Raw genomic sequence first — 23,886 nt, 5'->3', positions numbered from 1 at the left:
GAAAAGACCGCTGACCGCCACTCGTCATGGGTCAAGCGTAGAATAATCCGAAACGCCGCCTCTGAGCTGCGCATGACGGTTAACGAACGACGTCTTGTTCCGCTTGATCCGTCAGGCGATTGAGGATCGTCTCAAGCTCCAAGCGAGCCGCCTCGAGTGAGGCTTCATCGGCTTCACGCGAGATCCAGAGCGGATTCCCATAAAGAAAGAGGCCTCTGGAAAACGGGTATGGGACCATGTAGCGATCCCAGCTCGCAAAGAGTTTTTTTTTGAACAGGCAAAGGCAGCCGGCACGATGGGAAGGCCTGTCGCCTTGGCCAGATGAATCACGCCGAGCTTTGCGACATGACGCGGCCCCTTGGGGCCATCGGGAGTCACCACGAGATCCCGACCGGACCTTGCAAGCCTAATCATGGCCCGAAGCGCGCCGGCCCCTCCACGCGTACTCGACCCGCGAACAGCTTCGTGGCCGAATCTTGCAGCGATGCGAGCGATGATTTCCCCGTCTCCATGTCGGCTGATGAGCACGTGCAAACCTCTTCCTCGATAACCGATCGGAGTCATCAATTGCTGGGCATGCCAAAACGCGAAAATGACGTTCTGCCCTTCACGATACAACCCATCGAGCGCCTCGTGACCGCGAGTCTCCCAACGCATCGACCGTGCGAGGGTGCGAATGGCAACGGCTCCGACCGGCGGCAGCAGAGAGAATTTCACCCACTGTTCGGCGCGCTTCTTCAGGCTTTTTCCACCCTCAGCCCTCAGCACTCAGGACCTCACATCATCACACATTGGTCATATCCTGGAATTGCATAGCATGCAGGCGATGATAGACCCCTCCCTGCCGAAGCAGTTCCTCATGAGAGCCCATTTCCACGACAGCCCCTCGATCCAAGACGATGATTCGATCCGCGTTTTGAATGGTCGAGAGCCGATGTGCAATCACCAGGGTGGTTCGATTTTTCATCAAATTGCCCAAAGCCAACTGTACGATCCGTTCTGATTCGGTGTCGAGTGCCGATGTCGCTTCATCGAGGATCAGAAGCGGCGGGTCACGAAGAATGGCGCGAGCGATCGCGAGACGTTGTCGCTCGCCGCCCGATAACTTGAGGCCGCGTTCCCCGATAATCGTATCGTATCCTTCCGGCAAGCGGAGAATAAAGTCGTGGGCATAGGCCGATTTCGCCGCCTGCTCGACGTCGGCCTGGCCAGCGCCGGTCCTTCCGAACGCGATATTGTTTCGGACGGTATCATCGAATAAGACGATTTCTTGCGAAACGGTTCCGATATGCGCCCTCAGCGATTGTAACTCGTATGAGGTCAATGGAATCCCGTCTATGTAAATGCCTCCCACGGTCGGTTCATAGAAACGAGGCAGCAAACTGACCAATGTGGTCTTTCCGCTCCCGCTGCTGCCGACGAGCGCAATCACTTCGCCGGGCTTAATCGTGAGATCCACATCGGTCAGAGCCGGGGCCGTCTGATTCTCATACCGCAGGGAGACGCTCTGAAATTCGATGGCTCGTTTGATCCCAGCCAGCGGGACCGTACCGCGGTTCTGAGACTGCTCGGTTTCCAAGTCCAACACGTCGAAGACCCGTTCAGCCGCCGCCAGCGCCTGTTGAATCAAATTGTTGGCGCCCGATAGTTTTTTGATCGGGGTATAGGCCATAAACATCGCCGCCAGGAACGAGAAAAAGGCGCCGGGAGTCATCGCCTCATGAATAACCAGATAGCCTCCGTACCAAATAATGGTCGCGACACCGATCACCCCGATGATTTCCATATGCGAGTGGCCGAGCGACCAGACCTGGTTGGACTTCAACGTGGTCGAGAGAAAGGTCTGGTTTCGCTCCTTGAATCGTTCAGCCTCCGCCTCCTCCCGCCCGAACGCTTTCACGACTCGGATACCCGCGAACGTTTCTTGGAGCGTTGAGGCCATGTCCCCCATTTGCTCCTGTCCGCTGGTCGCCAGCCGCTTCAATCGCTTTCCCACCCGTACCATCGTCAGTGCCGACAGCGGGATCACAACCAGAGAGATCGCCGCCAACCTCCAATTCTGATAGATGATGACGCCCACCATCGCCAGAAACGTGAGCCCGTTCTGGAAAATATCCTTGACGACGCTCGATGCGGCATTTGCCATCATCCCCACATCGTTCACGACCCTCGAGACCAGACGTCCCGATGTATTGGCGTCATGAAATCCGACAGACAGTCGCATCAGCTGTTGAAACAATTGCTGTCGGATGTCCGCCACGACCCCGTTGCCGACATAGGCCATCAAATATCCCACGCCGTAGCTGAAGAGCGCCTTGAGCGTTGCGACCGCCAGGAGCGCCAGGGGCAGGACCAGCAACATCTGTTCATTTTTCTGGATGAAGATATCGTCCAAAACCGGGCGTGCAAGCCAGGCATAGGCCCCACTGAGTAGTGCCACCAAACCTGAGCAGACGAAGGCCGCCAAGAACCGCATACGGTACGGCTTCACATAACTCATCAGCCTCTTGAATCGCTCTAAGCCTGACATGCTTTCAACACCACCTCCGCAGCTCTGGCTGACGCACCCGATTCGCCCAAAGCGGCCCGAACCTTTGCCAACTCCCGTTTCATCTCATCGTACGCCGGTCGATCGTCCAAGATTCGAAGAGCCTCTTCATACAATCGCTGCCCTGTCGCAGCCGATTGGATCAGCTCCGGCACGATCGTCCGACCAGCCACCAGATTGACCAGCCCGATCCATTTGACTCGAATGACGAAACGAATCACCGCATTCGCAAACCAAAAGGTCAGCGGCGTGGTTCGATAAAACAACACCATAGGAGTGCCGACCACAGCCGCTTGCAGCGTGGCCGTACCAGAAGCCACCAGCACAAGGTCCGACAAGGCCATCACTTCGGCGGCCTGCTCCTTGACCAGCGCGATAGGAACGGGGCTTCGGCTCAGGAGGGGCTGCAACAGATTATCCTGTATGGTGGAGGCCTGCGCCAGGATAAACTTCGTTTTGGGTTCCCTGCGCGCCAATTTCTCCACAGCCTCGATGAGGATCGGCAGCAATACTTGTACCTCATGAGGTCGGCTTCCCGGCAACAAGGCAATCACGCGTTCGTCATCGGAGAAACCGAATGTGCCGCGTAACTCCCTTCGATCGTACCGTCCTGCGACCGCATCCAATATAGGATGGCCGACAAACGTACAGCGTACACCCGCCTTGTCGTAGAGGGGCTTCTCAAACGGGAGTATGACCAGGGCGTGATCGACACGCTGTTTGATCCACCGAATCCGCCAAGGCGCCCAGGCCCAAATCTGTGGCGCGATATAGTACACCACCCGCAAGCCTGCCGCCTTGGCAAAATATGCAAGACGCATATTGAGTCCAGGATGATCGATAAACACCACCGTGTCCCATTGATTTGATCGGAATAACCGCCGCATCGTGATCAACCGCCGTATGATCGACAGCAACGCCAAGGGGCCGACCATCCCAATGACGTCAAATCGCCCCATTTCCTCCACCAACCGCACACCGGCCGCCTCCATCGCGCGGCCACCGATTCCTGCCAGCGAGACCTGAGGATCGCGCGATTTCAGCGCTTTGGCAAGATTGGCTCCGTGAAGGTCGCCGGAGGCTTCACCGGAAATAATCAGGATACGGGCCATGACGATCTACGAAGATGCAGACGGTGATGACGATCCGATGGACTAAGCCGAAGCGACTGCCACGCCGATCCGCAAGCGGCGGCCTATGCATTGCGTTGCAGAAACTCTTGGATTGCGGACAGCACCAGATGACCAACTTCCAGAGCGGCCGCCCCGTCTTCGCCCGATACCACCGGGCATGATTCCGTCCGGATCGCATGCAGAAACGATTCAAGTTGTAACTTTAGGGGCTCGGCGTCGCCGGCTTTAAATTCTTCAACGGCCACCCTCGGTTTTTGGCCCGGCTCAGCCGACCGGCGGCCGATCATGCCCTGACGGGACTGAAAATCCATCGACACATAACTGTCGCGCTGGAACAGACGCAACCGCCTCATGCTATGTAAAGAAACTCGGCTCGCAGTTAAATTGGCGACACACCCGCTTCTAAATTGAATGCGTGCATTCGCGATATCGCTGGTTGAGGAGAGCACCGGCACTCCGGCAGCCCGCACCTCTTCCACCGGCCCTGGATTGAAGGACAAGATCAGGTCCAGATCGTGAATCATCAGATCCAGCACGACATCGACGTCGGTGCCCCGCTCATTGTACGTACCGAGCCGGTGACATTCGAAAAACACCGGCCGCTGGATATGCGGCAGCATCATCTGGATGATGGGATTGAACCGCTCGCTATGGCCCACTTGCAACCAGCGCCCCTTGACCTTCGCCAAGTCCACAAGTTCCTGTGCCTCGGATGGAAGGACGGTGATGGGCTTCTCAATCAGAACATGTTTTCCGGCTTCAAGACAGACTTTGGCGACAGAATAGTGAGCGGAGGTAGGGACGGCAACACTCACGACATCGACCTGCTTCAAGAGTTCGGGGAGACTGTCGAAGACCTGTGCGTTGTGCCGACCGGCGATGAGTCGAGCCCGTTCGGGGTCCTGATCGACCACGCCGACCAACGTCGAGCCGGCCAGCGTGGCATAGAGCCGCGCATGGTGTCGCCCCAGATGCCCAACCCCGATGACACCGGCACGAAGCTTGGTCATACACCTCTTTTTTGTCTGAATTTGAGGATCTATTGATCTGACGATCTGTTGACTTCCCAAAATCACTCGATCGACAGATCTTCGGATTTCGAAGCTTCTCCGTTGACTCAGGTCCCCGTGCTCGCTTCTCCTTCGCGAGCGAGGCCGACGACGGCGATTCCGGCGTCCTCCGCCTGGCTGATCAACAATTCTCGATCCAGCATCACGGATCGGCCAGCCTCGACCGCAAGCACCGAGGCCTTGACAGAACGCATGACCGCGATCGTCCTGGGACCGACTGCCGGCAGATCAAACCGGAGGTCCTGCTGCGGCTTGCTCCGCTTCACCACCACTGCACCATCCTTGGCCAGTTCGCCTCCACGCTTGATCGCTTCATCGGTTCCTTCGACCGCTTCGACCGCCACAACGACCCGGTCTTTAATCACGACACATTGGCCGATGTCCAGCCTCCCCGTCTCTTTGGCCACGTCCCAGCCATAGCGGATGTCGGCCCACTCTTTTTTGGTCGGTTGGCGAGAAGTGAGCGTGCCTTCTTGAACCAAGATCCCTTCCAGACCGAACGTCGACTCACAGATGGTGATTCCATCCTTTTCGAGTTCTGTGGCGAGCGCACGTAAGATATCGTCGTCCTTCCAGAGGACCAATTTCGCGGCCAGAGCCAGCACGCGAAAATCAGGACGTGCATGGCTATAGAGGTGCGTTTTCTTGATGCCTCCCAACATGACCACTTTCCGGACGCCATCGGACTTGAACGCGTTGATCAGTTTATTGAGTTGGCCGATCTTGACCCAATGGATCCGATCGACATGCCGTTCGAGCTCCGGTTCGGTTTCGCCCTCGTGGGCCACCGCATAGACTTGAAGACCCATGTTCCGGGCGTTATCCGCAAAGATGATCGGAAATCGTCCATTTCCGGCGATTACCCCGATTCGGCCGTCTGGTATCGGCATGGTCAGATGCATAGTGCTGACATCACATTTGTTGATCGAACTCGCGCTCCGAGTCGAGGCTGACCGCCCGCGAGATTCCACGCTTGGTGCCCTCCATAAACGTCAGAATCTTGGTCACATCGGCCTGTCCCTTAAACTCCTTTTTGGCAAGTCGAATCGCTTCGGCCGTTCGGTGGCCGGATCGAAAGAGCAGATCAAAGGCCTTCTTGAGCAGGGCAATGCGATCGGCAGAAAAACCATGGCGCTGCAAGCCGATCGAATTGAGACCGTACAGATGGGCTCGGTACCCGCCTGCTGCCAACGCAAATGGAGGAATATCCTGACCTATCGCGCAACAACCGCCGACCATCACGTAGTCCCCGACGCGCACAAACTGAAGAATACCGGTCAATCCTCCGATGACGGCATGATCCCCGATGGTGATGTGTCCGGCGAGGCTTGCCGCGTTGGCCATAATGATGTGGTCGCCAAGCCGACAATCATGTGCCACATGCACATAGGCCATCAGAATGCCATTTGACCCAAGAGAGGTCACTCCACCCCCTTGGACGGTTCCCCGGTTGATCGTGACGTACTCCCTGATAATGTTGTCGTGACCGATGAGGACCTTGGTCGGTTCCCCCTTATAACCTAGGTGTTGTGGAGGACCTCCAATCGAAGCAAACGGGTGCACTTCGTTCCGCTCCCCAATCTCCGTCCACCCATCGATCGTCGCATGGGAGAGCAATCGGCTTCCCTTCCCGATCGCGACATGCTCCCCGACTACACAGAACGGCCCGATCTCAACGTCACCATCGAGACTCGCCTTGGGATGAACGATCGCTGTTGGATGTATCTTCACGCATACCCCCCTTCACTCGCGCCAGATATCACAGACCATTGGTCAGCCACTGGACCACTGCCTTGCTCACCACTTCACCTTACCGCATCAGGGAATGAAGAACGATCAGGATCGCTCACCGTGTTTCCGCCTTCTCTTCGATCACCATCGCCGTTATTACGGCTTCACAGACCATCTCATTGTCTACATATGCCTTTCCTTGCATTTTCCAGAACGGAGGACGCTTCTTGAGGACTTCGATGTCCAAACGGAGCTGATCGCCTGGCACCACCGGTCGCCGGAACTTTGCCTCGTCGATACCCGTCAGATACATGACGGTTTTTCCGACCGATCCCCCCGACTTGAAGACCAGCACACCGCCTGCCTGCGCCATGGCCTCGATAATCAGCACTCCGGGCATCACCGGGCGTCCGGGGAAATGTCCTTGGAAGAACGGTTCATTGACGGTCACGTTTTTGAACCCAACGATGCTCTTTTGCGGTTCAAACTCTTTGATTCGATCCACCAGCAAAAATGGATACCGGTGGGGAAGTAACGCCTGAATCTCAGCCTGCTCGACCGATGCCATTGGCTCTGCCTCCTCTCTGCCCCAGGTGGTTCTGCGCCTCACGGGTTCTGTCGATCAAATTCCTTGACGACCGCGTCCGTCACGTCCAGTGCCGGCTGATAATAGAGAACAATGCGGATAAGCGCCTCGTTGCCTTTATCGAAGATGGCCGTATATCCCTCTTTCTGAGCCACGACCCTAGCTGCCGCTGCGATCTTTTGTCCATATTCCGAGACCATCTCGCGCTGTTTTTGTTGAACTTCACGATTAAACTCTTGCAGGCGGCGCTGATACGCTTCCATCTTACTCCGCAACTGTTCCTCTTTCTCTTGCCTCGCCTGGTCGGTGAGTTTGGCGTTTGAATCTTGTAAAGACTGTTGCAGATCTTTGATGTCTTGCTCATCCGAATTGATGATCTTCTGTCTGGTCATGGAATATCCCTTCACATCTTCCAAGGCCAGCTTCCCGCCCTTCGTCCGTTCCATCACCATCTGTTGATCCATAACCCCGATCCGGAGCGCGTCCCCAGCGAAGAGCGGCTCCTCCCACTGCACCAGCGATAACGCGATGCCTGCTATGATCACTCTCGCTGTCCCCGTCATAACCCACCTCCAGCAGATATTACGGATATTCGCGGTTGAATTCATCGATGACCAGACCTGAAATGTCCATGTCTGCTTCATGATAGATGGTCGGACCACCCTTGCTCTTATCAACGACCACCTGCAGCCCAAGGCGCTTGGCGACCTTTGCCACGACCGTTTCGATCTTATCGCGAAACCCTTCCAGGACGTCTTTTTGTTTTTCCTGGACTTCTCGATTCAATTCCGAGGCCTTTTGCTGGTACTCTTGCATGCGCCGGCGAAACTGTTCTTCCCGATCTCGCTTCGCGGCAGGGCTGAGGACAGAGGACTGCTTGGTAAAGTCCTCTTCCATCCTCCGCAACTCCTTTTCTTCCAATTCCATCAGTGCCTGTCGATTTTTCGAGAAGGCGGTCAGATTCTCTTTGGCTTTTTTGCCAGCGCTCGTCTCGTTGAGCAATCGCTGTGAATTGATCACGCCGATCTTGGTGTCGATTTTGCCCCCGCCTCCGGCACATCCACTGAGAACCAGCATCATGGCGACCGACACCGACATCACTGTCCATTCGATCCGCCCCGCCGATTGCCTCCATCGATCCCTATCCCAACGTACCACGCCAAGGCTCCGACTAAAACAAGGTCCCGATCGTAAACTCGAACACGCCGACTCGCTCACCGGGTCGTGGGTCTAGGTTGATCCCATAGGCGACACGCAAGGGACCGAAGGGAGAAATCCAGCGTCCCTCAATACCGGCAGCAGGTCTCAAATTGAACGACCACGGCTCACCGTTGTCAAAACCCTTCCCGTAGTCGAAAAAGAGCACACCGTTCAATTTCGCCTCGGCGGAGATCGTAAAGATCAACTCGGTGTTGAAGATCAATTGTCTGACCGCGCCGTAGGGGGAATGGGTCGTGGGGACTGTGGGACCGGCCCGTCCGAAGGAAAACCCACGCACCGTGTTGATGCCTCCCACGAAAAACCGTTCATTCAGCGGAGTGTCTGTTCCTCCCAGCGCCTCGAGCGCTCCCGCGCGAGCCCGCACCGCAAACCTCATATCGAAGGGGAGGGGCGTGTACTTGACCACGTCCACATAATATTTAATGAAATTGTAGGTACCCCCAAGATAGGGTGTTCCGACGTCAAACCCTCCGCCGCTACGCCAACCGCTTCTGGGATCGAGATAGTAATCTCTGGTATCTCTGAACAGCGACGTCCGAAATCCCGTACTCGAGTTCGTCCCGAGCTGTTGACACACGACCGGAACCAGATCCGGACAGATACCGGGTGCGGGATCCCTGTAGGTGAGTATTTCTCCGAAGAGGCTGATACTGGTCGTCACATATTCCGATATCCAACGGCCGAGTGTGACGTTTCCGCCGGTTCGTTCCTCAAAATAACTAAGGTAATTCGTCATCGTGCGGTAGCCATCGATCTGCAGCGACGTCAATGAGTCGTACAGATAGGGATTGCGAAACGTGATGGACCCGAGAGTTCTTCGCTGACCGAGTTGCCCGCGGACGCGCAGGAGGTAGCCGTACCCGCCCAAGTTGGCTTGGGTGATATCGGCAACCGCCACGAGTTGGTCCAATGTGCTGAACCCGCCGCCGACGCTGAACATCCCGGTCGGTTTTTCCTTCACACGCACATTCAGATCGACCTTGTCCGGCTCGACTTGCGTCGGCAGGATCTCAACCGTTTCGAAGAAATTCAAGTTGTTCAAGCGTTGGAAACTTCGCTTCAGGGAGGCGGTGTCGATCACATCCTGTTCGTCCACTCGTATTTCCCGCCGGATGACGTTGTCTCGTGTCTTATCATTGCCGTAGATGTTGATCTGTCGGATCCGCATCATCTGCCCTTCTTTGATGTTGAAGAGGATGCCGACCGTCCGTTCCTCATTGTTCGGATTCACGCTGGGTACAACTTCCGCAAACGCATACCCCCTGCTCCCATACAGTTCCGTGACTCGGGAGATCTCATCTCGGATTTTGGCACGCTGAAAGATTTCCCCCTCTTTCATCCTCAATCCTGCTCGAAGCTCCGGCTCCTCAAAGACTGTATGCCCTCGAAACCCGATTTCTCCTATGGTAAACGGCTCTCCCTCGGTGATGTGGTAGGTGACGAGGAACCATTTTCTATCGTCGGTGAGCTCCACCGACGGCTGACCGACCCGCACATTGAAGTAGCCTTTGTTCAGCAGTACTTCCCTGATCCGCTCCACATCATTGGCCAGCTCTTCACGCTTCAAGACGCCCGCGTCGGACACCATCGAAGGCAACTTGAACTTCGTGACGAGCCCGTACCAAGGAATCCATTCCCGAGTCGACATGACAGCGAGCATCTCGTTCTTCGTTGCCGCACGCAGCCCTTCGAACGTCACCGTCTTGACCTTCGCCTTCTCTCCCTCCGTAATATGGAAGGTCAGGCGCTTTCGTTCCTCGTCCAATGTCTCGGTCACGGGAACAACCTGCGCGTTGAAATATCCCTCATGCTGGTAGGTCAGGCGAATGGCCTCGGCGCTATCTTTCACCTGTTGTGGATCAAGAAATGTCTGGCTTTTGATGGTCGTTTTTTCTTTCAGCTTCTCGTCGGTCAACTGCTCATTACCGTCGAAGACGATCTCGGTGATGAACGGCTTTTCCTGCACGACAAAGGTCACCGCCATCCCCTCGGCGATCGATTCTGTTTCAACCTGCACATCCTCGAAAAAACCCGTGTCGTATAGAATCTTCACTTGTCCGCGCACGGTTTCCGGAGAATAGCGGTCGCCGACCTTCAGTGTGAGCCGACCGGCAATCGCCGGAACTTCGATTCGTTTGGCTCCCCGAATGTCGATCGAAGCGACCTTGAGGTCGGGTGTCTGAGCAAGTGCTTCAAGCACGCCCCACAACACGGAGACGGCCATGGCCGCGACCAGGAACGATCGAGGGCTGTAGACGGCATGTTCGATCACCGATAAGGATTCCTGTGGCAAAGTATGGAGACAGGGCGTGCGGCTGCAACCCTCACGCAGATCCTCTCCGTTATCGATGGCGCCGGTTCTCGACCAGTCCGTCCCGCTCTGGAGAACACGCTGAACCGCAAGAGGCTCGTTGTCGGGAATCCACAGTCCGGCAGCTCTACCACGCGGACATCCTGCACCACCCGCCCGCGCAAAACTTCCGGATTATATTGAGGCCATCCTGCATTGTAAAGCAGCGCCCTCCGCTCCGACACGACTTTTCCGATTTGAGGTGCGTACATCTGGCGTGGCTCTACGACGGACGTTCTCAAGGATCGCATCGATTGTGACAGTCACACGCCACTCCGCAGAACCGACACGACACACGACTCGTCCGTGAGCGTGTTCATGTCTTCTTTGCCCAGGAACGAAAACGTCGCTGTCGATGAGATGAGTTCGTTGGTTTCTTGACTTCATACACCCCATCACATAGTATCCTTCCATGTCACGTCTGACTGTCAGAAAAGCGATCATTCCCGCCGCCGGCCTTGGGACACGCTTCCTTCCCGCCACAAAGGCATCCCCGAAAGAGATGTTGCCGTTGGTCGACAAACCGCTCATTCAATATACGGTCGAAGAAGCGGTGGCCTCTGGCATCGAGGACATCATCGTGATTACCGGCCGCGGGAAACGTGCCATCGAAGATCACTTTGATCGTTCGGTCGAGTTGGAAGAAAATTTGAAAGGCACCGGCAAGAGTCAGGTGCTCCATCAAATCCGACAGATCTCGAACCTCGCGAATTTCTGTTACGTGCGGCAATCTGAAGCGCTCGGCTTGGGGCATGCCGTGTTGTGCGCGCAGCATCTGATCGGCGATGAACCCTTCGCCGTCATTCTCGGAGACGAGATCATCGACGCCGACGTCCCAGGGCTCGCGCAATTGATCCACGTCTATAAAAAGCGGCATGGGGCGGTGCTCGGAGTGCAGGAGGTTCCCAAAGCAGATGTCAGCCGGTACGGAATTGTGACCCCCAAGCGCCTCGCTCATGGCTTGCATCGGGTTGAAGATTTGGTTGAGAAACCATCGCCGACCGATGCCCCATCCACGCTCGCCGTGATCGGCCGGTATGTCCTTCCCCCGGAAATCTTCCCGATCCTGAGAAAAACCGCCCCTGGAAAGAACGGGGAAATTCAATTGACCGATGCACTTAAGACACTCGCAAAAAAAACTCCGATGTTTGCTCTGGAGGTGGAGGGGCAGCGCCACGACGCCGGAGACAAATTGGGCTTTTTGATCGCCACTGTTGAGTTCGCATTGAAGAATCCGGCATTGGGATCGGAATTCCGCGACTACCTTTCGACCAGAATGCACACCACATCGAATAATCGTCGAGGATGATCCCATCAGGCCTGATGGACACCCAGTCGCGGGATTTCCAGCAACAGCCCTGCTGCACCAGGCTTGAGAGTGAACGGGTTGTTCGATCCGGTGCATCGCGCGATCCCGATCGCTCATTCAGTTCCATAAGTAATGGAACACCGAGTCTCATAGACGTGAGAGATCATGGCGCTCAAACACAGGATGAGTCGTTGCACAACCCGGTCCCTCGGACCGGCCACCGCTTAGCGATTTAGCGATATCGCACAGGCAGGCACATGACCGACCCAAACGAACAAGAGATTCAACCTCCACAAAACGTTGAGGTTCCGGGCCAGCTCCCGCTGTTGCCGGTCCGAGATATCGTCGTCTTTCCGTACATGGTGCTTCCCCTGTTCGTCGGACGCGACATGTCGATCAAGGCCATCGAAGCGGCCCTTGCCGGCAATCGGATGATTTTCCTCGCGACGCAGAAAGCACTCGACGTCGAAAATCCCGCTCCGAAAGACATCCATGCCATCGGCACCGTCGGCCTCATCATGCGGATGCTGAAGTTGCCCGATGAACGCATCAAAATCCTGGTGCAAGGCATCGCCAAAGCGAAGATCACCAAATACATTCAGACCGACCCCTACTACTCCGTTCGGATCGACAAACTGATTGATACGAAATCGACGTCCACGGGCCTTGAGGCGGAAGCCGTCATGCGGACCGTGAAAGAGCAGATCGAACGAATCGTAAGCTTGGGGAAAGTCCTGATCCCCGATGTCATGGTCGTCATCGAAAACCTCGAAGAGCCGGGACGATTGGCCGACATGGTCGCCTCAAATCTCGGCCTCAAGGTCGACGCCACCCAAGCCGTCTTGGAAATCTCTGATCCAATTCATCGCCTTCGTCAAGTGAGCGACATTCTCGGGAAGGAAATCGAAGTCCTCTCCATGCAGCAAAAGATTCAGGCCCAAGCCAAGGGCGAGATGGACAAGACCCAACGGGAATACTTTCTGCGGGAACAACTGAAGGCCATTCAAAAGGAGTTGGGTGAACTCGATGAGCGGGCGGAAGAAGTCACGGAATTCCGGAAGCGCATCAAAGATGCGAAGATGCCCGACAAGGTCCTGAAAGAATCTGAAAAACAGCTCAAGCGTCTCGAAAAGATGCACCCGGATACCGCCGAATCCGCGACGGTGAGAACCTATCTGGAATGGATGGTCGAATTGCCGTGGTCGAAGCGGTCGAAGGATAACCTCGATCTGAAGGCCGCCGCCAAGGTATTGAACGACGACCACTATGACCTCGAAAAGGTCAAGGAGCGGATTCTCGAATACCTGGCCGTCCGAAAGCTGAAAGAGAAGATGAAGGGGCCGATCCTCTGCTTTGTCGGCCCACCTGGAGTCGGCAAGACATCGCTGGGGAAGTCGATCGCCCGCTCATTGGGCCGCGAGTTTGTGCGTATCAGCTTGGGCGGCGTGCGGGATGAGGCAGAAATCCGCGGCCACCGCCGCACCTATGTCGGCGCATTACCGGGACGCATCATCCAAGGCATGAAGCAAGCGGGCACCGGTAACCCCGTGTTCATGCTTGACGAGGTGGACAAGGTTGGCATGGATTTTCGGGGCGACCCCTCGGCAGCCTTGTTGGAGGTCCTCGATCCGGAGCAAAACAGTGCGTTCACCGACCACTACCTCGGCGTCCCATTCGACCTGACCGAAGTGATGTTCATCACCACGGCGAATTTGATCGATCCGATCCTTCCCGCGTTGCGCGATCGCATGGAGATCATTGAAATTCCAGGATATACAGAAGAGGAAAAACTTGGTATCGCCCAGAAATACCTGATTCCCCGGCAGCTCGAAGAGCACGGCATTACGATCAAACATCTCCGCTTTACCGAGCCGGCGATCCGCCAGATCATTTCGCACTACACACGCGAGGCCGGAGTGCGGAACCTCGAGCGCGAGATCGCCAATGTGATGCGTAAGGTTGCAAAGAAAGTCGCCGAGGGCAAAGGTCTGGGGTTTCCGATCGAGCCGTCCAATCTCCATAGATATCTGGGAGTGCCAAAATATGTGCCGGAAGCGGAACTCGAGAAGGACGAAATCGGTGTGGCGACCGGCCTAGCCTGGACGGAATCGGGTGGCGATGTGCTTTACATCGAGGCGACGGTGATGAAGGGGAAAGGCCAGTTGACCCTCACCGGCCATCTGGGAGATGTGATGAAAGAATCCGCCCAGGCAGCGCTCAGCTACGTCCGCTCGCGAGAAAAAACCTTGCATCTCAGCCCCGTGATGTTCAGCAAACAAGACCTGCACATCCACGTGCCGGCCGGGGCGATTCCCAAAGACGGTCCCTCGGCCGGCATCACAATGGCAACCGCCATTGCCTCGGCGTTTTCCGGCATTCCCGCACGACGTGATTTGGCGATGACCGGAGAGATCACCTTGCGCGGCCGCGTGCTTCCGATCGGGGGACTCAAGGAAAAGATTTTGGCGGCGAAACGGGCAAAGCTCACGACGGTAATCCTTCCACGTCGGAATAAGAAGGACCTTGAGGAAATCCCCAAACATCTCCTCAAAGGCATTCAATTGGCGTTCGTCGATACCATGGATGATGTCATGAAGATTGCCCTCCGCCGAGGCGTCAAGACTTCGCCTGCCTCTAGGAAACCATCAGCCCCTCCGGCACCGACGCGCATCCGCCCCCTACGACCAGGCAAAGGCCGACGGTCGCACGAACTTCCCGCCACAGTGATGGCAAACCGAGAGCCCGCACGGTCATAGGATAGTGCCGTGGTCCGTCATTCGGCCAACGCCCCCCTTCACGAATTTGGTCTGATCCGATCTCTCGAACAGCGATATGCCTGTCACGCGCTAGGGCTCGTTCAAGGCATCGGCGACGATGCAGCTGTGATCGAGACTTCTGCCCGAACCTGGTGGCATCTCACAACGGACCTGCTTGCCGAGGGAATTCACTTTGACCTGAAGGCGGCTACGCCTGAGTCGGTCGGATACCGAGCCGCCATGGCCAACCTCAGCGATATTGCTGCGATGGGCGCCGTTCCTCGCTATCTGCTCATCTCACTCGCCATCCCGAAGATAGTGAAGCAGCCCCACATCGACAAGTTGTACCGCGGCTTGATGAAGGCTTGCCGCCTGCATGACGTGGCACTCATCGGTGGAGACACCTCGACGTCAAAAGCAGGCCTCTTTCTCAGTATCACCTTGGTCGGTACGACAAGCAGGCATCGGGCGCTCTTTCGGCACGGTGCCAAAGTGGGAGATCACATCTATGTCTCGGGTACTCTTGGAGACTCCCTGGCAGGGCTCAACCTCTTGATGAACAGCGCAAGCCCGCACCCCTTGAGCAAGAGGAAGCGAGACCTTTCGCGTTCCCATCGGCAGTTTCTTGTCCGCCGCCATTCCCACCCGACCGCGAGGGTCGCTGAAGGCCGGTGGCTCAACGAGAAGAGACTCGCCTCCGCCGCCATCGATCTGTCCGATGGCCTCTCCGGAGATCTTCGGCATCTCTGCGAAGCAAGTCGAGTCGGCGCAGAAGTGGAACTCGATCAGCTACCGATCTCGCCGGCCTGTCGAGCCTATGCACGGACGGCCGGAACCTCGCCGATTCGACTCGCGCTCACCGGTGGCGAAGACTATGAACTGCTGTTCACCGCTTCTCCGCACGACAGCACTACTATTGAGCGGCAAGCAGGTACCAGCGGCTATCGCATCACCCGTATCGGAACAATTCGCCCGCGCCGGTTCGGGATTCAGATGACGACCGACGGTCGAAGGCAGCCGATGCCCCCCATCAGTTACGAACATTTCCGCTGATGTCCGACATGAATCACCAACCGTCGGTGCGAGGGGCCCGATCATTCCGCGCACTCTTACGTCAAGTGCTCCACTTGCAGGAGTCACCCCAACGCACCGCGCTGGCATTTGCGCTGGGCGTCTTCATCGCATTCTCACCCGCCTATGGCCTGCACACAGCGATGGTCGTGCTGTGCACCTGGCTGTTCGGACTCAATTTCTTGGCCTTGTTCACCGGTGCCTTGATCAACAATCCCTGGACCATCATTCCCATCTTAGGTGCAACCTACTGGACCGGTGCCTTGCTCTTGGGACGGGCCGATGTGCCGAATTTTGACTGGCACGATCTGAGTTTCAGCGGCATCTACGAACAAGTGCTTCCTTACGCAGCCCCTTTCATCCTCGGAGGACTCGTTCTCAGCCTGCTCGGGGCCTTGTTGTCCTATCCAGCCGCCTACTTGTTTTTCCACAAACATCGCTCCACGCCCGCCAAACCCTCAGCCAAACCGTTGCCGCCGTCCGACCAGGTGGGCTAAGATGCCCGCTCGCCATGGAATCGGCAGACCGACCGAACGCTCCGTATGATGGATCGGCGCTCATCGCCGATCCCATCCACCGATACGTCACGTTCACCGTACCGTACGCGCGTCCTGATCCACATGAACACACCGAAAAAGACCTGATTGATTCTCCCTGGGTTCAGCGGCTGCGATACATTTACCAGCTGCAGAGCGCCCGCTGGGTTTATCCTTCGGCGGAACATACCAGATTCGTGCACTCTCTCGGGACGATGCACGTAGCGGGACGGTTCGCTCGACATCTGTATCCTTTTCTCCAGAAAGCCGTCAAAGACGTGCCGTCGGCCAATTTTGTCGAAGAACTTTTACGGGTGACGGCCTTGGTTCACGACATCGGACACGGTCCGTTTTGCCATTTTTTCGATGACAATTTTCTCCACGCCCATGGCCTGACCCATGAACGGTTGGGGCAGATCATCATCCGGGAACATTTGGCCCCCTTCATCAGAAAAATCCGCCGAAGCCCGTCCGGACCATTCGCGAAAGGGGAGGAGCTGAATACCGACCAGATTGCCCATCTGATCCTCAAGGAGAAAGATAAGGACAATTCCCGCCTCCCTCGCTGGTTGAACATGCTTCAGCCTGTGATCTCAGGAAGTTACACTGGAGATAATCTGGACTATGTCTTGAGAGACTCGTATATGTGCGGTGTGGCGGTCGGCCCGGTCGATCTGACGAGGTTGATCCATTACACGATCGTGACGGAGAAAGGGTTCACCATTCACAAAACCGGACTTCCATCCCTCCAAATGTTCCTGAACACCAGGATGTACCTCTACTCCAACGTCTATTTCCATCGCACCACCAGAGCGATCGACATCCATCTGCGGGACATTTTCGGTCAGACGATGAAGCTGCTCTGCCCCAAGGATCCGCGCAAACACATGGACGGGTATCTGACCCTAACAGATTGGTCTCTCTTTGAAGAAGTCCGAGAGTGGAAACAGTCTCGTCACAAAGCCCGCCGGCAGCTAGGACAGGAATGGGCCAGGATCTTAGGCAGAGACGTCAAATGGAAGATGGCCTATAGCACGACGCTGAAAGAAAAAGGACAGGAACGAGGCATGACGTTCCCTAGCCATCGACATTTTGAACAGCAGATCGTCAAGGAGCTGCCCGCCGGCTTGAAACGGCTGCCGTTTCGTGTGGACATGGCTCTGTTGGATCCACGGCCTGACCCAAAGGACAGTCGTGGAAATCATCTTTACGTGTACGACCCCGGAACGGGTCAGGTTTCGACCGAGCCGCTGGAAGAATTCTTGGATCTTCTGCCCACGAAACTGATCCAGTTTCGTATCTATTCGCCCGACCACCACCACGACGCGGCCCTCTCGCAGGCTGCCGCGACCGTCCTCAACAAGACACCGACCAGCCTCGAATCCAATTACTGAACGGTTGGTGAGTCAATCGTCGTGGCGTGGAAGCTCACTGCTTGATCCATCCTCCGTAGCAGCCTCCTGCGGAGGACGGACAGCCGTAGTCTCCTTGGTGGTTCTTAGGCGGACACTTGGAGGGGCAGGTCGTTCAGTAGTTGGACCCTCTTCGTCTTCATTGTCTCCCTCTGCTCATATGATGGGAAATGGGGGCCGCGTTTTGTTGGTGGGAACCGGTTCTCAAATCGCTCGATGGTCTCAAGCGCTTCAGCCTCTTCTCCCACACGTAGCAACAACTGCGTGAGTCGAAGGTAGGCGGGAACAAGAAACATCAGATGCCGCACTTCTTTCACCTCGTTCACCACATACCGATAACCTTCGATCGAGACCTCTGGATTGATCTGTTCATAGCTGAAAGCCTCGATCATATGGATCCCCAGGCGATCTGTGTCGGCGCTGATGCACCGTTCCCACTGCCCGTTTACCAATGCCCGCACTTCTTCTGAAGACAACTGGAGGCCGGCATTTGGGGCATTTTTCCGAAGGTATTCCAAGACACCTCTTGCTTCCAACCAAGCCCCGTACAGTCCGATCAGTACCCCGATACAGGGGATCGGTCGTTGACATTCCCCGGTAAGCGGCGAAAACTTCTTCTTCGCGACCTGGGAAGGTAGGAAGAAGCAGCCATTCGATGCGGCACAAACCCCACAGATATGGTCGTCACTGGGCGTCACGTAGATATACATGCGAATGCCGGAGCGATCGAAGATATCGATGGCCAGGATTCGCCCGGCCATGATTTGCATCTGGTAGTATTGCCACACCACGAGCAGGCCAAGAATGGCCACTAAGTAGCACGTCACGTCCGGAAATACCCACTCCTCAAGCATCAGTGCTCCTCTCCGTCCTCAATGAGGTCAACCCCCAAATCCCTCGATTTCTCAAATGGGTATGGAACTGTATCGGTTAATGCCCGAGTGCACTTGACCCTATTTCTTCCCTCTAAACCATCATCCTCCTTCTGAGCGAGAATTGGCAGACATCCTGCAAGGATCGAGTGGGTTGGAGTCTCAACTCATGATGCCAAAAGAGGAGGCTACGATGGGTTTAACAGGAAAACTGATAATTGCTCTCTGTGGGCTTTTGCTTTCGCCGGCCATTCCAACCCTTGCTCAGAGTGGAGGTGGTCGGCACGACGCGGTCAGCATCCTGAACGGTATGCCCCCCGACATCCTGGCAAAAGTGCAGTCTCTAGCACAGATCCTCCAGCAGGGCGTCAAGGACGGGAAAATCTCGGATACCGAGATTCAACAAGGCTTGACGTCCGGGCAACTTGGAGAAAAGTTGAAACAGCTGAGCCCCGAAGCCGCCCAGCTCCTCGAAGAAATCGCTGATGCATCGAGGCAGGGAAAGGGACCAGGGGAAGAGAGCTTGATGCCGTTGATGGGAGGGTTGGGCATCTCGCCTGATTAACTGCGGGAATACCCTAGTGACATCGATGGAACCTATAGAGGTATGATAAAGGCATGGGTAACGCTTTCGCCATGAGTCCTGCGGGCAAGGTGGCCCTCATCACCCCTTGGATCAATCCCGAAGAACGGGTCACCGTGCAGTTTGACGATCAAGGCGATATCAACACCATCGTGACCGGATGCAGCGAGCGATTAGTGGACCTGGAGCTGGAACTGGAATCCAGCATCCCTCATATCCGGCAGAAACTGTCGATCCCTCTCAGTGAGATAGAAGTCTTAGAAGATCCCACCCACTATACGCGTGATCCCGACAAACCATTACAATTTAAACGGCTGCTGTTGATCGTAAACGGCAAACGCCCGCCCATTGTGTATTGAGAAAGCCCCGCGATTCTCGAATTGCCTGGAGCGACACCACATATCGGTGCTCCGAACTCGATGGCGCCCGGTCATAGGACCTATCCGCCCATTTAGATTTGTTTGCTTAGGACTTCTGTTACTGCCGCTTCAGAGGCACCCGCTTGTGGCCGCTGACGCTCCACCATTTCAACTAGGCGTACACTTCTGGCCATATGGAGTACGGTCTGTTATCGAAACCTTCCCGGCATTCTCCGATCGTATTTTTGCCCCACGGGTAGCAAGAGCCTGCGCTTCGGCCGCCCTATTGGTATTCCGTAGGGCAATCGCATATTCATCAAGAATATCAGCGAAACCAATCGGGTCTTCCGTCGAGGCTCGGTTTGCTTCAAGCTCAGGAATCACTCGCTCATAGTAGGCCGCTGCTTCGGCGAATTTCTTTTGCTCCAACATAAGGCGACCAAGTTCGAGGAGGGATATGTAGGTAGGATCACCCGTTTGCTTGTCCAACTCATACGCTCGGGTAAGGGATTTCTCAGCGTCAGAAAATTCGCAAACAACTCCAGAGGCACGGCCATGCTCATAGTGGAGCACGGCGAGTTGCGCCGGGTTAGGACGCCCTAGTTGCGCATCGACGATGGCTTTGCTCAGGTACATCCGTGCTGTTGCCCAGTCTCCCGACTGTAAGGCGTTGCTGGCTGCCTGCGCGTAATCCGTTGCTAGTTTTCCGCCGATTGGGTTTGCACATCCGCTTGAAAAGAATAACGTGCAAATCGATACCGTTGCCACGACAAATCGCATTGGTTCCTCCAGATGAGAGAATCTCGCATGCTCCACAAGGTGCGGAATCGGCTAGGTCTCTTTCAGAACTTCAGAAGTAGTTGACGCAATGGTCGGCTTGGGGAGGAGAACTGCTCAGATCAAAACCCCATCTGTCTGATCCAACTTGGCAAGCTCGTTGTCCCTCACGAATTTGTCCCTTGTTCTTCCGAAGCCTCCCCTCTGCTTTGTCTGGCCTCGTTGCGATCTTCCTTTTCGGTCGATGTCGGTGACTTCGTGGCGCGTTCTTCTCGATGGTGACTGATCAGTGCTGCGGTAATCAGCAGCTGGATGCCGATGAGGAGAAAGAACAACCCACTCTGATTTTGCCCCGTCCCCTCAGCGATCGAAAAACGATGCGCGGCAAGCAGGAGAGAGAGCGCCGAACAGAGGAACAAGAAGATTCTCATTGCAGATGCCTCATCTCAAAATGGTATTCTCGCGGTGGGGCGAGGTCAACCAGAATTCATGCGGAAAGAGGCAATGAGACCGGTCGCAACTATGGAGCCGTCGCACCTACGGTGGAAATCGGATCACCAGCCGATACAGGAGCTGCCGACTGTACCGTTCTTTTAAATGGCAGATCCAGCAAGGCATAGGGGTTGACGCGCGCACCGTTGAGTTTCACACCCCAATGGAGATGCGGACCGGTGGCTCGACCGGTGGCACCCACCTTCCCGATGATCTGTCCGGCTTTCACCTGCTCGCCGTCCTTGACCAGGACTTCGGACAGATGAAAATACATCGAATAGAAACCCAACCCATGATCCAGAAACACGCCCTTCCCGGAGAAAATATGATCGACGGTGATACGCACCACCCCATCGTTCGTCGCGGCGACGTCGGTGCCCAGCGGAGCCCCGATATCTTCACCGTTGTGCGGGTTTCGCGCCTGGCCATTCATGATTCTCACGCTGCCGAAGATCCCGGTTCGCTTGCCGCTCACCGGCTCCACAAAGCCCGATTGCCAGAGTTTGGTCTGAGAATCTGTCGAGAGTGACTCTTTCACTTGCCCCTGCTCGGCCTTCCAACGCGCCAAGTTTTTTTCATCGAGATCGACCTTGTCTTTGGGCAGCGTGAGATGCTCGACGTGAAATTTCCCTTTGACGACTGTTACGCTGTAGCGGAGCAGGCGACTCTGCTCATCCGTTTGCAGCTCGACGGTCAATTCATGAGTTCCCGGGCCGTCTTGTAGGTCTATCCCGAGCAATCCGACAAATCCTTTCGGTTCTTCGAGTCGAGTGTCGCGAAAGAAGCTAATGGAGCGTCCCAAGAATTTCCCCTGCACGCGAGCAGCTGAATCATCGACCGGGACTTTGACGACGATAATTTCTCCCTGTTTCCCAGTATAACTGCCACCAGCCCCCTGAGCAGAAGGTACAGACCCTCCCGGAACGAGATTGGCGAGCAGATAACCGGCAAGCATACCTACGGCACCGATCACGAAACGCCTTAGCAGGGTACAGCATCGAGCGCTCAGATCGCCTGCCGGCCTCATCGATAAAACCGCCCTCCGGACACTTGAGAAATCAGTTCCTCGACGCGCCGATTCACCGCGCTGAAAGGGTCCATGCAAAGGATGGTTTCCTCCCAATACCCGTTCAGCTTCAGATACGTCCAATCCACCGTATAGGATCGATTCTTGGCGCGAGCAAATCGAATGAAATCCCCACGGACCTTGGCCCTGGTCGTCTGAGGGGGGGTGGACATCGCCCGTTGGACGGCCTCTTCCTCGACGATTCGTTCGATATGCCCACGAGATTCCATCAGGTAATACAACCCTCTCGTCCGCTTCACGTCATGGAACTGCAAATCGAGGAGAAACACTCTCGGGTCGTCCCACCCGCAATTCTTCTTGTCCACATAGGATTGGATCAAATGCTTCTTGGTGACCCAATCGACTTGATGGATGAGTTGCATCGGATCTTCTTCCAGCTGCCGGAGCATCCGTTCCCATTTGTCCCACACATCGTCGAGAATGGGTTCATGCGCCTGTTGGTTCAGATATTCTCCGGCCCTCTTGAGATAGGCCATCTGAATTTCAATGGCAGTCATCTGCCGTCCGTCATCGAGCTTTACTTTTTTCTTCAATGTCGGATCTCGCGAAACCTCTCGGATCGCCTTGACAGGATCCTCGAGTTCTAACCCATGCACGGTGTACCCCTCTTCGATCATCGACAAGACGAGTGCGGCGGTTCCCACTTTGAGATAGGTGGCATACTCCGACATGTTGGAATCCCCGACGATGATATGGAGGCGCCGATACCGCTCGGCGTCCGAATGGGGCTCGTCGCGGGTATTGATGATGCTTCGGGAAGACGTCGTCGACGATGACGTCTTCTCGTGAATATGTTGCGCACGCTGGGAGATGAAATATTGCGGCTTCCCCGACACTTTCAGGACTTTACCGGCCCCGCTGAACACCTGTCGGGTCACGAAAAAGGGGATCAATTGTTCGGTGACCTTCCAGAAATCGACGTCGCGCCGCATGAGGAAGTTTTCATGACATCCGTAGGTATTCCCCAGGGAATCTGTATTATTCTTGAAAATATAGATTTCCCCGGACAATCCTTCCTCTCGGAGCCGTTCCTCTGCCGCGGGCAGACAGGCTTCCAACAGGCGCTCACCTGCTTTATCGTGGACCACGAGTTCAAGGATGTTGTCGCACTCCGGAGTCGAGTATTCGGGGTGACAGCCGGTGTCTTGATAGAACCGCGCTCCGTTGACCAAGAATGCGTTCGACGGCCAACTGTTCGGGATCAGTCCTTCGAAGATGTAGCCCAGGACCTTTTCCATAGGAAGATAGATACGGCCGTTAGGAGAAAAAATGAGGCCGTATTCGTTTTCGAGACCGAATATTCGTTGCTTCATGGGACCGGCAGACATCATGAATGGCCTTCAGACAGATTATACGCCGCCTTTTGGATCTTCAACAAAAGAGGCCTCTACGGAAAGCAGAGAGTCATGGAGAGAGGATGTGCCGAACGTCGGTGATTGATAACCGTCGAAATTTTCTGCCTGTACGAGTTCGGTCCAGGACCGCGACTTCCAACCCTTCCGGCTGCAGCTTTTGATTGGCCGTTTGCTCCAGCGCCGCGACACACAGTTTCAACGCGACGTCTAAGGGCGGAACCTGACTGGGACTTTTTTCTTTCAGCACAGCGTGTACCACTTCAGATCGTCCGCCGATCACGGAAAAGTTCTTCTCATCGATGATGCTGCCGTCAAATGAGATACGATAGATCTCGTTCGGACAATCGTTACCACCGGCTTGCACGACGAGGATCTCCACCTCAAGCGGCTTCATTTCCTGGCTGAACACGGTCCCCAGGCTTTGCGAATACCCGTTTGCGAGCGAGCGGCCGGTCACATCTTCCCGGCTATACATGAATCCTCTGAGATCGGCGTGGCGGATGCCCGCCTTTCGAAGGTTCTCGAACTCGCTATACTTGCCAGCTCCCGCAAACGCGATGTTGTCGTAGATTTCCGACACCTTGTGCAGCGAGGCGCTCGGATTGTCTGCCGTCAGCAAAATGCCGTCGCTATACTCT

Annotated in this window: 23 protein-coding genes; 7 read left to right on the top strand and 16 right to left on the bottom strand. The window is 55.7% G+C overall.

Translation table 11 applies throughout. The annotated features are described in order from the left end of the window. Positions 1-111 precede the first annotated feature (111 nt). From P0119_19995 to bamA, 10 genes are all read right to left on the bottom strand, one after another. Positions 112-768: a lysophospholipid acyltransferase family protein gene (locus P0119_19995; GenBank protein ID MDF0668336.1), complete on the bottom strand. Its 657-nt coding sequence runs from the start codon at positions 766-768 to the stop codon at positions 112-114. A gap of 16 nt (positions 769-784) precedes the next feature. Further along, positions 785-2,500 (bottom strand): lipid A export permease/ATP-binding protein MsbA, encoded by a 1,716-nt coding sequence (gene msbA, locus P0119_19990; protein MDF0668335.1) that lies wholly within the window; start codon positions 2,498-2,500, stop codon positions 785-787. 17 nt (positions 2,501-2,517) lie between these two features. After that, the gene (gene lpxB, locus P0119_19985) at positions 2,518-3,660 is read right to left on the bottom strand and encodes a lipid-A-disaccharide synthase (protein MDF0668334.1); all 1,143 of its coding nucleotides are present in this window, start codon (positions 3,658-3,660) and stop codon (positions 2,518-2,520) included. 83 nt (positions 3,661-3,743) lie between these two features. Then, positions 3,744-4,757 carry a Gfo/Idh/MocA family oxidoreductase gene (locus tag P0119_19980; GenBank protein ID MDF0668333.1) on the bottom strand — a complete coding sequence of 338 codons (1,014 nt, stop codon included), beginning with the start codon at positions 4,755-4,757 and terminating at the stop codon, positions 3,744-3,746. A 41-nt stretch (positions 4,758-4,798) separates the two neighbouring features. Further along, positions 4,799-5,641, bottom strand: coding sequence for a UDP-2,3-diacylglucosamine diphosphatase LpxI (gene lpxI, locus P0119_19975; protein ID MDF0668332.1), 843 nt, complete (start codon positions 5,639-5,641; stop codon positions 4,799-4,801). Between the two features lie 22 nt (positions 5,642-5,663). Then, complete coding sequence (gene lpxA / locus P0119_19970; protein MDF0668331.1) at positions 5,664-6,482, bottom strand: acyl-ACP--UDP-N-acetylglucosamine O-acyltransferase; 819 nt, start codon at positions 6,480-6,482, stop codon at positions 5,664-5,666. A gap of 115 nt (positions 6,483-6,597) precedes the next feature. Further along, complete coding sequence (gene fabZ / locus P0119_19965) at positions 6,598-7,050, bottom strand: 3-hydroxyacyl-ACP dehydratase FabZ (protein MDF0668330.1); 453 nt, start codon at positions 7,048-7,050, stop codon at positions 6,598-6,600. Positions 7,051-7,088: 38 nt separating this feature from the next. Beyond that, on the bottom strand, positions 7,089-7,631 hold the full coding sequence (locus P0119_19960; protein ID MDF0668329.1) for an OmpH family outer membrane protein: 543 nt from the start codon (positions 7,629-7,631) through the stop codon (positions 7,089-7,091). 19 nt (positions 7,632-7,650) lie between these two features. Further along, the gene (locus P0119_19955) at positions 7,651-8,226 is read right to left on the bottom strand and encodes an OmpH family outer membrane protein (GenBank protein ID MDF0668328.1); all 576 of its coding nucleotides are present in this window, start codon (positions 8,224-8,226) and stop codon (positions 7,651-7,653) included. A gap of 13 nt (positions 8,227-8,239) precedes the next feature. Further along, positions 8,240-10,561, bottom strand: a complete 2,322-nt coding sequence (gene bamA, locus P0119_19950; protein MDF0668327.1) for an outer membrane protein assembly factor BamA — start codon at positions 10,559-10,561, stop codon at positions 8,240-8,242. 490 nt (positions 10,562-11,051) lie between these two features. Here bamA and galU point away from each other — a divergent pair, with 490 nt between their 5' ends. The 5 genes from galU (at position 11,052) to P0119_19925 (ending at position 17,705) form a co-directional block, all read left to right on the top strand. Further along, the gene (gene galU / locus P0119_19945; protein MDF0668326.1) at positions 11,052-11,948 is read left to right on the top strand and encodes a UTP--glucose-1-phosphate uridylyltransferase GalU; all 897 of its coding nucleotides are present in this window, start codon (positions 11,052-11,054) and stop codon (positions 11,946-11,948) included. A gap of 257 nt (positions 11,949-12,205) precedes the next feature. Beyond that, positions 12,206-14,704, top strand: a complete 2,499-nt coding sequence (lon, locus tag P0119_19940) for an endopeptidase La (GenBank protein ID MDF0668325.1) — start codon at positions 12,206-12,208, stop codon at positions 14,702-14,704. Between the two features lie 9 nt (positions 14,705-14,713). Then, entirely contained in the window at positions 14,714-15,757 is a 1,044-nt protein-coding gene (gene thiL, locus P0119_19935; GenBank protein MDF0668324.1) for a thiamine-phosphate kinase, read from the top strand. Positions 15,758-15,765: 8 nt separating this feature from the next. Beyond that, entirely contained in the window at positions 15,766-16,272 is a 507-nt protein-coding gene (locus P0119_19930; GenBank protein MDF0668323.1) for a DUF2062 domain-containing protein, read from the top strand. A gap of 14 nt (positions 16,273-16,286) precedes the next feature. After that, positions 16,287-17,705, top strand: a complete 1,419-nt coding sequence (locus tag P0119_19925; GenBank protein ID MDF0668322.1) for an HD domain-containing protein — start codon at positions 16,287-16,289, stop codon at positions 17,703-17,705. A 104-nt stretch (positions 17,706-17,809) separates the two neighbouring features. On the opposite strand, the gene P0119_19920 is transcribed toward P0119_19925, so the two are convergent. Beyond that, positions 17,810-18,577 (bottom strand): hypothetical protein, encoded by a 768-nt coding sequence (locus tag P0119_19920; GenBank protein MDF0668321.1) that lies wholly within the window; start codon positions 18,575-18,577, stop codon positions 17,810-17,812. A 187-nt stretch (positions 18,578-18,764) separates the two neighbouring features. Between P0119_19920 and P0119_19915 the strand changes: the two genes are divergently transcribed. Next, on the top strand, positions 18,765-19,160 hold the full coding sequence (locus P0119_19915) for a hypothetical protein (protein ID MDF0668320.1): 396 nt from the start codon (positions 18,765-18,767) through the stop codon (positions 19,158-19,160). 53 nt (positions 19,161-19,213) lie between these two features. After that, the gene (locus P0119_19910; protein ID MDF0668319.1) at positions 19,214-19,537 is read left to right on the top strand and encodes a hypothetical protein; all 324 of its coding nucleotides are present in this window, start codon (positions 19,214-19,216) and stop codon (positions 19,535-19,537) included. A 168-nt stretch (positions 19,538-19,705) separates the two neighbouring features. Here P0119_19910 and P0119_19905 read toward each other — a convergent pair whose 3' ends face one another. The 5 genes from P0119_19905 to prcA form a co-directional block, all read right to left on the bottom strand. After that, entirely contained in the window at positions 19,706-20,317 is a 612-nt protein-coding gene (locus P0119_19905; protein ID MDF0668318.1) for a hypothetical protein, read from the bottom strand. 164 nt (positions 20,318-20,481) lie between these two features. Beyond that, a complete protein-coding gene (locus P0119_19900; protein ID MDF0668317.1) occupies positions 20,482-20,745 on the bottom strand; it encodes a hypothetical protein in 264 nt (87 codons plus the stop codon). Between the two features lie 89 nt (positions 20,746-20,834). Continuing rightward, complete coding sequence (locus tag P0119_19895; GenBank protein ID MDF0668316.1) at positions 20,835-21,779, bottom strand: M23 family metallopeptidase; 945 nt, start codon at positions 21,777-21,779, stop codon at positions 20,835-20,837. Between the two features lie 50 nt (positions 21,780-21,829). Beyond that, complete coding sequence (pafA, locus tag P0119_19890) at positions 21,830-23,224, bottom strand: Pup--protein ligase (GenBank protein ID MDF0668315.1); 1,395 nt, start codon at positions 23,222-23,224, stop codon at positions 21,830-21,832. Positions 23,225-23,297: 73 nt separating this feature from the next. Further along, positions 23,298-23,886 (bottom strand): proteasome subunit alpha (prcA, locus tag P0119_19885; GenBank protein ID MDF0668314.1); only part of this gene is annotated, 589 nt, incomplete at its 5' end.

The sequence above is a fragment of the Nitrospira sp. genome, assembly GCA_029194665.1.
GTDB lineage: Bacteria > Nitrospirota > Nitrospiria > Nitrospirales > Nitrospiraceae > Nitrospira_D.
This window is presented reverse-complemented; position numbering and strand designations above follow the sequence as displayed.